Source organism: Changchengzhania lutea, from assembly GCF_006974145.1.
GTDB lineage: Bacteria > Bacteroidota > Bacteroidia > Flavobacteriales > Flavobacteriaceae > Changchengzhania > Changchengzhania lutea.
Genome location: NZ_CP039456.1, coordinates 2,156,070 through 2,171,186, shown reverse-complemented (window position 1 = coordinate 2,171,186; position 15,117 = coordinate 2,156,070). Strand labels below are relative to the sequence as shown.

Below are 15,117 nucleotides of genomic sequence, written 5' to 3'. Positions count from 1 at the left end.
CAATTACAATTCAAATTGTTTCAAACCCATTTTAAATTATAAACGGTATAAGCTACAATATAGTTCTTATAATCTAAATGAGTGTATACCGTTTAATTACATCCCATATCTAAGGACGATTGGGAATCTGCATTAGGAAAGCAGAATCCCGATGGCAAACGCTCTGGTTTGTACCGCGATAAATACGGATCGTATAAAGATTTTTCTATAAATAAAGTCAGGGCATGAATTTCAGCCTCATCTAAATTTAAGGGCTCAAATTTTGGAGATAGTTTATCCGAGGGCACACCATTGTTCTCATGTCTCGCTTTGTTTTTGTATCGAACAATAGCTTCCACCGATGTAAAACTGCCGCCGTGACCGAAAAAATTAACATCATTAAGATTATATAATTGTGGCGTTTTAAACTTATAATCATCCTCACTTTTACCTGTGAATCCACCACGTCCTCTTTTTGTAGCATCATTAACCACGGTGAGCACATTTGGACCTGCCAAATCATTCATACCCAATGCGTGAAATTCCATACCATTTAGACCTGGCCCTGAGTGGCAGCTGTAACATTGGCCTTTATCAAAAAACAACATCGCACCTTCAATTTCCTCCTCAGCCATAGCCGTATAATCCCCTTTTAACCAGTCTTGGAAAGGCGCTTGGTTAGATAAAACAGTTCTTTCATAGGCCGCAATAGCGAGACCTGCTTTTATTCGCGTATAACGGTCTTCAATTGGCGTATTTGGAAAAGCATTGTCAAACAAATCTTTATAAGGTGAACTGGCAACAAAGTCCGGATCGCATACCATTCTATGAACTTCAATTCCGGCGATAGCCTGAGTTTCTAAACCTTCAAATCCTAAGGTGTTATTCTCTATAGGCGTTCCCGCTTTCCAACTGGCTTCGGTACCTGCGTTAGTACCTACCGCTCCAAATTGACCATTCCATAGCATGACGTCTTGATACGCCGTATTTAAAATACTAGGACTTCTTATGGGTTGCATATCTAAATCTTCTTCTCGGTATTCTGTTGATTTTATACGTCCTTCCCCTTTTATTCCAAAGCCAATGCCACCTTCTCCAATACCTTGGATTATCCCGCTTTGAAAACCAGCATCTGCATGATGACAACTCGCACAAGAATAGGTATCCCTTCCTTGTTCCAATTTCGGGTTTTCACCTAGAGCCGTTTCATGAAATAAAAATTTACCCAGTTCTACTTTAGCCTGGGTTATTGGATTATTCGCATCACTAGGAATTTTCGAAAAGTCGTTAGAAGCTGGCAATATGAGCGCTGACTTAGAGCCATATAGTTCTGCAAGACGCTTTTCTAAATTGGATTCAACTGGTGTGTTTACATAATCGTCTTGATCTGTAACACAGGAACTGAGTGTAAAAAAAACACCAAGAACGATAACTTTTAAAAAGCATGTGTGTTTCATTTCAATTAGATTTGGGTTATCTATTTCACGCGAAAAGTAAAAAAAACAAGAATTCTCTTCTAAAATTATAGTTAAAAGTCCGATTTATTAGTCATACGGTTAGAAGACACAAGATGCTCATTAATAATCAATTAGTCTGTTATCTTTTAATTTAGATTGTTCTAAAACAAACCCCCTTGAACAGAGCCTTTTATTTTTCCCAAATGTTTATAGGCAAGTTCCGTAACTTCTCTTCCTCGAGGCGTGCGCATGATAAAACCTTGTTGTATTAGAAACGGCTCGTAAACCTCTTCAATGGTTTCGGTACTTTCACTGACTGCCGTGGCAATGGTAGAAACACCAACGGGGCCACCTTTAAACTTTTCTATAATGGTCATCAGGATTTTATTATCCATTTCATCTAAACCATGAGCATCCACATGCAACGCCTCTAAGGCGAATTTGGCGATTTTAATATCAATAGTGCCGTCACCCTTAATTTGGGCGAAATCACGAACCCGTCTTAACAAGGCATTGGCTATTCTTGGCGTGCCCCGACTTCTTCCAGCAATTTCAATGGCGGCCTCCATGCTTGTTGGCATATTTAAAATGGAAGCGCTACGTTGCACAATGGTCGTTAGCAAATCCGTTTTATAATATTGTAGGCGACTTTGAATCCCAAAACGGGCACGCATGGGAGCTGTTAGCAAACCCGAACGTGTCGTGGCACCTATTAAAGTAAATGGACTCAGATTGATTTGAACCGTTCTTGCATTAGGTCCAGATTCAATCATGATATCAATTTTATAATCCTCCATAGCCGAATATAAATACTCTTCTACGATAGGGCTTAGACGGTGTATTTCATCAATAAACAATACATCGCGTTCTTCTAAATTGGTTAACAATCCCGCTAAATCCCCGGGTTTATCCAGAACAGGACCCGAGGTTACTTTTATGCCAACACTAAGTTCGTTAGCCAAAATATGTGCTAAGGTGGTTTTTCCTAATCCAGGAGGGCCATGAAAAAGTGTGTGATCTAAAGCTTCGCTTCTTAAATTAGCGGCTTGAACAAAAATTTGAAGATTTTCCAATACCTGATCCTGACCGGTGAAATCATCAAATGATAAGGGTCTTAACTTTTTTTCAACCTCTATTTCTTCTGGTGAAAAATTCTCGTTTGTTGTGTCTAGATTTTCGTTCATATTAAAGACCCTTCGACTGCGCTCAGGGTGACATTTTATAGTATTTTGATACTTATGAATTTAGTTTCTTGTTTACTTCGACTGCGCTCAGTATAAACTCCGGAATGACAAGATTTAAAAAGGCAAAAAATTGGTCGATTTCAAAATAAACAATATAACAAATGTTAATCCTGAACTTAAGGCAACTAACCCTTCCCAATAATATATGTTCCATAGTCTTTTATCCTTTTTTTCATTACCCCTAATATGCTTATAAATTACTTTGTTCAGAAAGTAAGCCAGAATTAAAAATATACAAATTGTTAAAATCCAAAACTTAATCATATTTCATAAGGTTTTCTTTATCTATTTTAAAAATACATAAAGTTGTTTATTTATATTCAAATATAAGCATACTGAAACAAATTCAGCATAAAAAAAGCCTTTCCAAATTGGAAAGGTCTTTTAAATAATTTTGGTTATTTAGACTTTTGGTTAATTCAATATTGTAAATTCACATCGTCTGTTAATATCATACTCTTCATCTTCACAGATGTCTTCTTTAACACAGTCGTTTAGTGGTTGCATTTCACCATACCCGATACTTTTTAATCGGTTTCTATCAATGCCCTGACTTACTAAATATTCTAAAGTGGATGCGGCTCTCCGTTTAGATAAATCTAAGTTGTATTGATCTGGTCCGCGCGCATCGGTATGTGCCGACACTTCCACTTCCATAGATGGATATTTCTTCATTAAATCTACCAGTACATTTAAAGTTGTTGCTGCATCTTTTCGAATATTCGATTTATCAAAATCAAAATAAATTTTATCCAACTGCACTTGAACATCGCCTTTTTCGTTTTCCTTAACACGCTCTTCAGCATCGGCAAAAGATTCTAAAGACAAGTAGATATTATGTTGCACTTTGCCTTTGCTATCTGTTGAAAATTCTACGTCTTGCGGAATATAGGCTTTTCGTGTGCCTCTTACCTTATACTTTTTATTCGGTTCTATTTTGAAAATATAATAGGCATCATCACCAACTAGTGTGTCTTGAATCACATTTCCAGATTCATTAAACAAGGTGACCAAAGCGCCTGTAAGTAGCTCTTGGCTGTTTTTGTCTTGTACAATACCTTCTACTTGATACTTTGTAAGCATGTTGTCTTCTCTAGCGAAACCAAAAATACGATCGTAACCGGTTCTATTTGAAGACACATAACCAACGTTATTCTTTTCTCTAACGGTATAGGCAAAATCATCTAAATTGCTGTTGATGGAACTTCCCAGATTGACAGGTTTATCGAACTGGCCATTAACCATATTACTTCTAAAGACATCTAAACCGCCATAGCCTTCATGACCGATGGATGAAAAATACAACACATCATAATCACTAATATATGGAAATTGTTCTCGGTGTTTTGTATTGATGGTTGCACCTAAGTTTTCTGGCTCTCCGTAAGTACCATCCTCATTTATCGCTACTTTATAAATATCAAAACTTCCTAAGGTCCCGGACATATCGCTTGCAAAATATAGCGTCTTTTCATCTTTACTCAATGCTGGGTGTTCTGTGCTGTATGCATTGGATGTAAAGGGTAATGCCGTAACATTGGTCCATACACTATCTATAAGTTCTGCCTTGTATATTTTAATGTGCGCAATGCGTTGTTCATCTGTTTTTTTACGGGTTGAATTGGTTCTATTAAAATACATGGTTTTACCATCTTTACTAAATACCGCATTGCTTTCGTGCGAATCGGTATTAATGGCATCAGAAAATGGTTGAATATTTTTAAGCATCCCTTCATTAGTCATTGTAGCATTATACAAATCTAAATAGGGCAATTCATTCCACGAATAAGATGGATTATCCGTATTTCTTGCAGATGCAAAAGCCACTTTATCATCCCCATAAAAAGTTAAACCGAAGTCACTATTCGAGCCTTCGTTTTGCAATTGCTCCAACGTGAATGTATGTGGTGTTGTTTTTTCTAAATGTTCCATAAACGCATCGGTATTTACTTTTCTGTTGTAATACATGCTTAAGTGTTTATCTGCTTCCTTATAGTTTTTTACGCCCTTTAAAGCCTGTGCAAATCTAAAGTGATACTCTATATCTATGGAATCGCCATAAGTTACAAATAACTCACGGTATGTTTTTATAGCCTTTTGCAAGCTGACATTAAAATAGTATGAATCTGCCAAATTCTGAAGTACTTCTTGGGTACGTTCTTTAGTTTCATAAGTTTCAGCGGCTTCGGTATAGGCTCTCATTTCGAAAAGCTTATTCACCCGTTTTAAATTTCCTTTTTGTGCCAAGGCAATCCCACTAACCATTAAAAGGCTCGCCAATATGTATATATGTTTTTTCATGTGGTAAATTTTATTGTTTTTAAACTGTCACATGTAACATCCATAGAATATATGTTCTTTGGTATTGAACATTTGGTAATGGATATTTCACAATTGTAGTCATTTTAAGTTTAGAAGAATCTTGGTGAACGATCGTACCCTCCTTTAAATCCGAACAAGTCCACATCAAATAAAATAAATATTTCATGTGATCCTGAATTAAAGTCACCTAAATTACTTGTGGTATAATCATAGGCATAGCCAATCCTTAATTCTGGCGTGATCTTAAAATTGACCAAAGCGCTTAACGCATCTCCTATTCGGTATCCTAAACCAGCTTCTAGTTTTTCGTTAATTAACACATTTGCGGTAAGATCTAATGCCAAGGGAGCGCCTTTAACCGATTTTCCCATGAAGGCAGGCTTTAACTTTATATTTTCATTGATATCGAAAACATAACCTCCTGTAAAAAAATAGTGTACATTTTGGACTCCTGTCGCCTTAATACCGTTTTCACTTTCAATATGTTTTGTTGAAAGCATGTTTGGTGCCGATAGCCCTAAATAATAGGTGTCGGTAAAAAAGAATGCACCTATGCCTAAGTTGGGGAACGTTTTGGTAATGTTTTCGTTAAAAGCAACATCTGTACTGGTATTCCCAGATTGCAATACAAAACCATTAAAGTTGGTGTCAAAAAATGTAAAGCCCGCTTTTAAGCCAAAAGAGATATTACTCTCAAGACCTACCGGTAAAACATATGCGAAATCTGCATAGATATTATTTTCGTTGACCACATCACCAATATTGTCATTTGTGAATGACAATCCCAATTCTATCTTTTCATTAATGGGCGTGTGGGCAAAAAAGCTTCCTGTTTTGGGTGCGCCTTCTAAACCAACCCATTGGGTTCTATAAAAACCTCCTAAATTTAAAATGCCTTCTTCTGCTGTAGCGTAGGCAGGATTGATTATACTCATGTTGTACATATATTGTGTAAACTGAGGGTCTTGCTGTGAGAAGCCTTGAAATGACAGAAGCGTCAAACCTAACAAAGCAACTATTCTATGATATATATTTAAATGTTTCATCTGTTCTTATTTATTTATTTTTCATCTGTCAGATGTAATTCGCCAAAAATCCTTTAATTAATTTTAAAAAACTACCATGGCTCATTTCATTGTTTCTTAAATTTTGCTTTATTGAAAACTATCTACTTAAGTATAAGCGTCCTTGTTCCGGTTTATTCTCAGCATCGTTGAAGTTGAAAATATAGAAATATACTCCTACTGGTAAATCACCATCGACAACGGTTCTGGACTGGTTAGATGTGCCATCAAATTGTGGTGTTGAAGCCGTTCCTTTATAGACTATATTTCCATAACGATTATAGATTTCCAATTCGAAATTTGGATATAAAATCTGAAGGTTGTCAATATCATACGTGTCATTTACGCCATCACCATTTGGAGAGAATCCATCTGGAAGTACTAATTTACCACATGATGTTAAATCTGGAGTAATCGGTAATCTTACACTACTTTCACATCCTGTTGTTGCATCAATCAAAGCGGCGTAGTAGGTTGTGCCATTGCTTAAGCTTGCATTGTTAGAAATACTTGCTCCGCCAGTTTCAACATCATACCAAGCAATATTATTTGAGCTTGCATTAAATTCAACAATATTAAGTTCTAGTTCAAGTAATGTCGGGTCATCATTGATGCATAACTCTAAATTTGCATTTGCTAAGGTTGGTGTTGGGGTGTCATTAATAGCAACATTAACAACAGTGCTTTGCGATGATTCACAACCTGAACTATTCGTTTGGATTACGTAATAATCTTCACCATCTACTAAATCATCTGTTGCATTGGCTACTATGGTTAATGCAGCATCTTCGTACCAATTGATTGTTCCTGTAGATGTAATAGCGCTATCTAAGTTAGAAACCGTTGGATTGTCTACTGCACAAAATTCTGGGTTAGTATTACTAACCGTTGGGGTTGGTGTATCATCAACAGTAACTGTTATTTGAGCTGACGCATCTGTTGTACAAGGTGACACTGTGGTAACGGTATACGTATACACTGCAGCGGCATCTGAAGCTGGATCGAACTCGCCTGTACCACTTGGTAAAGCTGGCGACCAGACTCCTCCACTTTGCGCTGAAGTGCCTAATAAGGGAAATAAATCTGTAATACCATCACCTACACAAATTAACACAGTATTATCTGAACCAGCGTTAGGTGCTAGGGTTACAGAAATCGCAACATCGCTTGATGCTGTCCCACAAGCATTAGTAAGCGAATATGTATATGTTCCAGGAGCATCTACTAACGGATCGAAAACGCCCGTAGTACTTACCAATGCCGGAGACCATGTTCCTCCAGTTTCAGGAGTTCCGCCCAATTGTGTAAATAGATCTATCGTTCCGTCATTACTACAGAGATCTAATGGAGCGCCATCAGTACCTGCATTCAAGGGTTCTTCGATAATTACAGAAATAGTAGTGCTAGCATCTAAGCATGGCGCAGAAGCGGTCAAGAGATAGGTAAAATTATAAGCTCCTGCCGGAAGACCTGTGGCATTAAAAATATTGCCCATCAGGGTACCAACACTATCATCATTTTGCCATTGCCCTCCTGAATCCTGCGTACCATCTAATCCGTCATTTAAATCGATACTTACATTATCGTTACATGCAGCGATAGGAGATGTACTTATATTTCCTGCATTTGGTGATTGGTATATGGTTACTGAAACTGCTGTTCTATTTGAAGATTCACAACCTGTGGTGGCATCTGTTTGAGTTGCATAATATACCTGACCATCAGCCAAAGCGGTGGTGCCTATTAATGCATTACCTCCAGTTGGCGCATCATACCAAATAATTGTGTTACCAGTTACCGATAAATCGGAAATAAGTGCTGAGTTACAAAACATTTGTGTTGCAGCTGCCGCAGGAGCTGGCGTATCATTAATGATGATACTAACGGTTACAATAACATCATCGCAAGTATCTATAGCCGCCACATCGTATGTAAAGTTATATGTACCTTCTGGTAAACCATCGATAGTCACGAGGTTTCCTGATAATGCTGTTGAACCATCATCATCATTCCAGGAACCTGTTTGATCTTCGTCGGTTAATAAATCATATAAATCATAAGTCTGGTCTGTGGTTATATCTGCTATACAAAATGCAACCGGTGCGTTAACTGTGCCCGATTCTGGTGCTGGCTCGATGGTTATGCTTATGGTTTCTGTATCAGAACAGGTTCCGTTATCAATAGTATAGTCAAAACTATAAGGACTTCCTGCAACTGTAAAACCAGTAATATCTATGGTATTCGAAATAGTAGCGTTGCTACTATCTGTCCATGTACCGCTATTATTGTCTTGGGAGCCATCTAATGCATCAAATAAATTGAATGGTGACTTAGCCGCTAAATCATTTTCGCAAAAGACTGCATTTAAAGCAGTTCCCGCATTGGGGTCTGCCAATACAATAACTTGTACTGTAGTTGATTCTTCAGGACACGGATTGGGTAAACTATTTTGCGTATAGGTAAAATTATATGTTGCAGGTGTATAGCCTGTTAAATTTAAACTCATTGGATCCGCTACTATAATTCCACTACTTGTAGTTCCCTCAATCCATTGTCCATCTGGATCGTAATTTTCGATCAAAGTAAATAAATCAAACGAAGTCGGTAGGGTTGCTTCACAAAATGAAGCCGGATTATTGACAGAAAGTATCCCCGAACTAAAAATATCATAAATAACAACAGTCACGCTTGAGTTGCTTGCAGGACATGCACCATTATCTGGCACCGTATATGTAAATGTATATGTTCCAGGAGTGGTTAAGGTTGAAATATCAACCGTTCCTAAATGTCCGTTAGAAGTCGTTAGTGGTCCAGACCAACTTCCTGTTGTATCGGCAGTACCGCCTAGCTCATCATAGAGGTTAAAAAAGCCAGCAGGAACATTATCTGTACAATAGTCTAAATTTGCTGAAGCTCCAGGATCATTAGGATTATCGATATTAACAGTTACTGGTACGGCATTGCTATCACAAAAGACATCATCAATTTGCACATAATAGGTGCTTCCATCCACTAAAAGTTGCGATGCTGGCAATGCTGGTGGGACGGGATCTTCAGAACCATCAACATTTTGATACCAACTGAATGCTGCTGTTGTGCCAGGATCTAAATCTGCAATGGTTGGATTTGTATCAGAACACAATACTTGCGGATTAGCTGGCGTAGGGTCAGCCGGTGAAACTGAAACTATAGTTGTTCCAAAATTAATCTGACTTGCACACCCGCCTCCATCTGTGAAAACAATATAATAATTTACAAATCCTTCAGATATAATATCTGTGGTATTCGCTTGGTTCGTTAAATCGACATCGTAAAAGATATTAACTCCAGAAGGAATATAAGGTGTTAATGTATCATCAATATAATCTTGAATAGTTGCATTTTCGTTACTGCAGTAAAACTTATCTAAAGAAACCCCAGAAGGCACTGTATTAACTTGAAAAGTTATAGTTATTGATTGTCTTGGGCTAGGGCAACTTCCAGCGTTGTCATCTATATAATAGATTCCATCTAGCAGCAATTCATTAGGTCTATATGCAGTTCCATCTGTTTCAGCATTATACCAGACAATACCTCCACCTGGATCGGTGGCGTAAGCATTTAAATCATCAATAGTGAAGCCAGAAGCATCACATACTGCAGGCGGTGTGGGGTCGCTAATAGTAGGGCACTGCGCCATAACATTCATCGATGTCCAAAGAAAGACCATTATAAAGGAAGCCAGCTTAATGCCGTTCCTAAAAAGGGATTTTGTTTCCATAGGTTTGGTTGATTAGGTTTATAATTAACAGCTTAATCTTAAAATCAGTATTTGATCACACTTCGTAAGAAGAATATATCAAATTAATTTTTCAATTTGCAATTTAACGGATTATTTTGTATTTCATCGAATTTTTTAATTTTTTTTTTAAAATAATTTCTTTTCAATATATATAAACACAAAAAACCCATCTAAATAGATGGGCTTTTCATTATAAATTGATTGCAATTTAATGCTGCAATTCTTCTTCTCCTTCTTTTAAGGGAACATTTTGTGGTACAAAATCGTCGTCATGGCCGGGCTTGCTATAGTCATAAGCCCAACGATGTACATGAGGAATCTCCCCTTCCCAGTTACCATGAATATGCTTAATTGGTGCGGTCCACTCTAAAGTAGTCGATCGCCATGGATTCTGGGTTGTTTTCTTTCCGTAGAACATACTGATAAAGAAATTATATAAATATAAGATTTGAACAACACCACCTATTAAAGCAAAAATAGTAATAATCACGTTTACATTCGCCAAATCATCAAACAACGGAAAGTTTGTATTTGTGTAATAACGACGAGGTAATCCAGCCATTCCAATAAAATGCATAGGGAAAAATACGCCATAGGCACAAACTGCCGTTACCCAGAAATGGATATACCCTAAATTTTTATTTAACATACGTCCAAACATTTTTGGATACCAATGATAGATCCCTGCGAACATACCATAAAGCGCAGAAATACCCATAACTAAATGGAAGTGTGCTACCACAAAATACGTATCGTGCACATTAATATCTAAAGCACTGTCTCCAAGAATAATTCCTGTTAGACCTCCAGTAATAAAGGTAGATACAAAACCTATTGAAAATAACATAGCAGGATTTAATTGCAAATTACCTTTCCAAAGGGTTGTTATCCAGTTAAATGCTTTTACAGCAGACGGTATGGCAATAAGTAAAGTTGTAAATGTAAATACAGATCCTAGGAATGGATTCATTCCCGAGATAAACATATGATGCCCCCAAACGATGGTTGATAAAAAGGCAATGGCTAAAATCGAAGCAATCATAGCACGGTAACCAAAAATAGGTTTACGTGAACTGGATGCCATAATTTCGGATACAAGACCCATGGCTGGTAAAATAACAATATAAACTTCAGGATGACCTAAAAACCAAAATAAGTGTTCGAACAGAACTGGTGAACCCCCTTGATAATGTAATACTTCACCTTGAATAAATATATCTGATAAGAAGAATGAGGTTCCAAAACTTCTATCCATTATTAATAATAAGGCTGCTGATAATAATACAGGAAATGATACGACACCAATAACCGCAGTAATAAAAAATGCCCAAATTGTTAATGGAAGTCTGGTCATAGACATTCCTTTTGTACGCAAGTTGATGACGGTTACTATATAATTTAATGATCCTAATAACGAAGATGCAATAAAGATTGCCATAGACACCAACCATAAGGTCATCCCCATGCCTGATCCGCCTTGAGCCATTGGTAAAGCACTTAAGGGTGGATAAATGGTCCAGCCTGCAGCTGCAGGACCTGCTTCTACAAATAATGAAATCACCATAACAATACTAGACGTAAAAAACAACCAGTACGATACCATGTTAAGGAATCCAGAGGCCATATCTCGTGCCCCAATTTGCAATGGAATTAGTAAGTTACTAAATGTACCACTCAAACCTGCTGTTAATACAAAGAATACCATGATCGTACCGTGAATGGTCACTAAAGCGAGGTAAATATCTGCATCCATAACACCGTCTGGAGCCCATTTCCCTAATAGCGCTTCAAAGAGCACATTAGGTTCTTCCGGCCATGCAATTTGCATACGGAACATCATAGACATTAAAACCCCAATAACACCCATAATGGTACCTGTAACTAGGTACTGTTTGGCAATCATTTTATGGTCTTGACTAAATATATATTTAGTTACAAACGTTTCTTTATGATGATGTCCGTGGTCGTCGTGAGCGTGAGTATCTTCGTGTGCTGACATAATCTTATATCGATTTTCTTTTTTTAATTTAATTAATTAGAGTGTTCTTGAATACGGTTTGTTCTTGTATCCAAGCATCGTATTCTTCTTGGGTTTCTACTATTATTTTCATTTGCATGTTATAGTGCGACTTTCCACAAATCTTATTACATAATAACAAATAATCGAATTCATAACGTTCTAGAGCTTCTTCTCCTTTAGCCACAAGTGCTTTACTCTTATCAACTCTTATACTATTAATTCTAGTCACTTTTTCCTGCATTTCAGGGGTTTGTCGCATATCAACAGTAGTTACTGTTGGTGTGAAACCAAATTGCGTAATCATACCAGGAACGCAGTTCATCTGTGCTCTAAAGTGTGGCATGTATGCAGAATGCAATACATCTTGTGAACGCATTTTAAACAATACAGGTTTACCTACAGGTAAATGCAATTCTGTTGTAATCACATCATCTTGGGCATTCGGATCTGCTTCATCCAAACCTAATACGTTAGCACGGTCGATATCTATTAAACGTACATTTGCTTTTCCTAAAGTATTATCTGCACCACCGTAACGCGCTTTCCAGTTAAACTGTTGCGCATAAAGTTCTACTACTAAAGGATCGTCACTTTCATCAACACCCATAATATTAATCCAGGTATTCAATCCGTATATAATTAAGCCAGCCAAAACAATCACAGGAATAATAGTCCAAATGGCTTCTAACTTATTATTGTCTGCAAAGAATAATGCTTTTTTGCCTTTCTCTCCTTTATACTTATAAGCAAAATAATGCAATAGAAACTGTGTGATGGTCTGTACAAAGAAAATGACAGCCATAGAGATAAGCATTAAATTATCAATGGTTGGCCCGTGCTCTGATGCAGAGTTTGAAACCAAAGGTAAGTCACCCCATTTTACAAAAGATACAATAGTAATAAGATATATGAAGGCTAAAAAACCCATCATTAAATATCCATTAATGGTATTATCCTTATCTGTGGCAACCTGTGTATTTTCGTTTTTAGCTTGCGCCAAATCGAAAATTTTCACCATTTGCCAAATGGCAACTAATATAAATACTAAAACTATAATTGTTAATAAAGCAGTCATTGTTGTCGTTCGTCTTTATTTAATATTTATTAATAATGAAATTCTTTACTCTCTTTAGCAAACGGGTTTCCTTTTGCTAATAATGGTGCTTTTGTTAAAGCAGTAAACACAATAAATATGAATAACCCTGCAAAAAGCATCACCGAGCTAATTTCTGGAATTCCAATAAACCATCTGTCACCAACTGTTGCCGGCATAATCATATTAAATATATCAATATAATGACCGAATAATATAACAAGACCTGTCATTACAACAAACCAAGGAATTCGCTTATAATCGGCATTCATTAACATCAATATTGGAAATATAAAATTCAAGGCTACCATTCCTAAAAATGGTAATTGATAATCTTGGAAACGGGTTACAAAATACGTCACCTCTTCTGGAATGTTAGAATACCAAATTAACATGAATTGAGAAAACCATAAGTAGGTCCAGAAAATACTGAAGGCAAACATATATTTAGCCACATCGTGCAAATGATTTTCATTTACAAACTCTAAATAATTTCTAGATTTTAAATAAATGGTGATTAAAGCAATAACTGTAATACCACTCACAAACATACTTGCAAACACATACCATCCAAACAATGTTGAAAACCAGTGTGGATCTACACTCATAATCCAATCCCAGGACATCATTGATTCTGTATAGATAAAAAATACTAAGAAGGCTGCTGAAATGCGGAAACCTTTCTTAAAGTTACTTCTATCTTCAGCAGTATCTTGAGCAATTGAGAATTTACGTGCAAAATGGCGGTATAAACCCCATCCTGCGATGAATATCAATCCTCTAATGATGAACCAAGGCAGGTTTAAAAAACTTGATTTTCCTTGAATTAACTTGTCGTGTTCAACCACTTCAGGATCCATCCATATGAACAGGTTATAATGTCCTATAGTTCCAGAAGCTACTGCAATTAATAATACAATTAAGGCTCCCGGAAGCACATAAGCCGTAATACCTTCCATAACTCTAAACAATACTGGAGACCATCCTGCTTGTGATGCAATTTGAATGGCATAAAAAGCCAACACACCCAGTGCAATCATCATAAAGAAAAATGCCGCTACGTATAGTGCAGACCATGGTCTATTTGCTATTTGGTGTTGTACATGTTCTGCATGTTCGTCACCATGATGTTCTTTTGCTAGGTTAATATCTGTAGCTCCAAAACCTGAGAATTCTTCCGACTCTTGAATAGTGTCATGCACTTCAGCAACATCATGAGATGTTTCCTCAGCATGCGCTACTTCTGTAGAGTCCAACACTTGTGTTTCGGCAACGACCATAGAGTCTGCCTCTTGTACATCGTTATGTTCTTCAGTTTTATGCAAATCTTCTAATGCACCATGCGTATCTACTTCATGCGCATTATCTGAATGAACCTCATCACCAGCAACAACATGTGCCATAGTCTCTTCACCATGCCCTCCACCGTGTTCAGCAGCTTCCGCTTCAAGCATTGCTTTTACTTCGTCTAAAGATTTATGAGATGTCATAAAACCATATCCTACACCCAATGCTCCTAAAATCATTAGAATAAAAGAAAATGTCTTTAATTTATTTGAAAATGTATACATATCTATAATAATCTTATCAATCTTACTTTTCTAAATCTGCTTTCAATTTTAACACATAGGATACGACTTGCCAGCGCTCTTCTTCATTGAGCTGGTTAGCATAAGAACCCATGGCATTTTTACCGTAATAAATAGTATGGTATATGCTTCCTGCGTTTATAGCTCTTCCTGCATCATCATAACTTGGAATCCCTAATATCTTTTCGCGCTGTACCAATTTACCTTGACCATCGCCTTTGTTACCATGGCATATTCCACAATAAATATCGTATAATTCCTTTCCTCTGGCCGCATCTACTTTCATTGAATCCAGTGGCATTTTTAATGTTGCTTTTGCAAGGTCATAGCCTTCTATATCATTGTCAATATCAAACGGTGTATGGCCTCTTGGCACAGACCCTTTTGCTGGTAGCTGTGCTTCAACGCCATTTGCAAATGCATTGGATTCCCCATAAGTTTCATAACCTACAGGTTCATACATATTAGGCATGAATTGATAATTAGGCGCCGTATCTTTTTTACAAGACATGGCTACTAATACAACGGCTAATACTAATATTTTAATTAAGCTTTTCATTTGTCAATT

Annotated in this window: 9 protein-coding genes; all 9 read right to left on the bottom strand. The window is 36.9% G+C overall.

Features of this window, described 5'->3' with window-relative positions:
- Positions 1–92 precede the first annotated feature (92 nt).
- A complete protein-coding gene (locus FAF07_RS09830; protein WP_142784947.1) occupies positions 93–1,436 on the bottom strand; it encodes a cytochrome-c peroxidase in 1,344 nt (447 codons plus the stop codon).
- A 161-nt stretch (positions 1,437–1,597) separates the two neighbouring features.
- A complete protein-coding gene (ruvB, locus tag FAF07_RS09825) occupies positions 1,598–2,620 on the bottom strand; it encodes a Holliday junction branch migration DNA helicase RuvB (RefSeq protein ID WP_142784946.1) in 1,023 nt (340 codons plus the stop codon).
- Between the two features lie 474 nt (positions 2,621–3,094).
- On the bottom strand, positions 3,095–4,981 hold the full coding sequence (locus tag FAF07_RS09820) for an OmpA family protein (RefSeq protein WP_142784945.1): 1,887 nt from the start codon (positions 4,979–4,981) through the stop codon (positions 3,095–3,097).
- 110 nt (positions 4,982–5,091) lie between these two features.
- Positions 5,092–6,048 (bottom strand): PorP/SprF family type IX secretion system membrane protein, encoded by a 957-nt coding sequence (locus tag FAF07_RS09815; protein ID WP_142784944.1) that lies wholly within the window; start codon positions 6,046–6,048, stop codon positions 5,092–5,094.
- 118 nt (positions 6,049–6,166) lie between these two features.
- A complete protein-coding gene (locus FAF07_RS09810) occupies positions 6,167–9,826 on the bottom strand; it encodes a gliding motility-associated C-terminal domain-containing protein (RefSeq protein ID WP_142784943.1) in 3,660 nt (1,219 codons plus the stop codon).
- A 229-nt stretch (positions 9,827–10,055) separates the two neighbouring features.
- Positions 10,056–11,846: a cytochrome c oxidase subunit I gene (locus FAF07_RS09805; protein ID WP_142784942.1), complete on the bottom strand. Its 1,791-nt coding sequence runs from the start codon at positions 11,844–11,846 to the stop codon at positions 10,056–10,058.
- A 28-nt stretch (positions 11,847–11,874) separates the two neighbouring features.
- Positions 11,875–12,942, bottom strand: coding sequence for a cytochrome c oxidase subunit II (locus FAF07_RS09800; RefSeq protein WP_142784941.1), 1,068 nt, complete (start codon positions 12,940–12,942; stop codon positions 11,875–11,877).
- A 29-nt stretch (positions 12,943–12,971) separates the two neighbouring features.
- Positions 12,972–14,531, bottom strand: a complete 1,560-nt coding sequence (locus FAF07_RS09795; protein ID WP_246067678.1) for a quinol:cytochrome C oxidoreductase — start codon at positions 14,529–14,531, stop codon at positions 12,972–12,974.
- A gap of 22 nt (positions 14,532–14,553) precedes the next feature.
- The gene (locus FAF07_RS09790) at positions 14,554–15,108 is read right to left on the bottom strand and encodes a c-type cytochrome (RefSeq protein WP_185956413.1); all 555 of its coding nucleotides are present in this window, start codon (positions 15,106–15,108) and stop codon (positions 14,554–14,556) included.
- Positions 15,109–15,117: the final 9 nt, after the last annotated feature.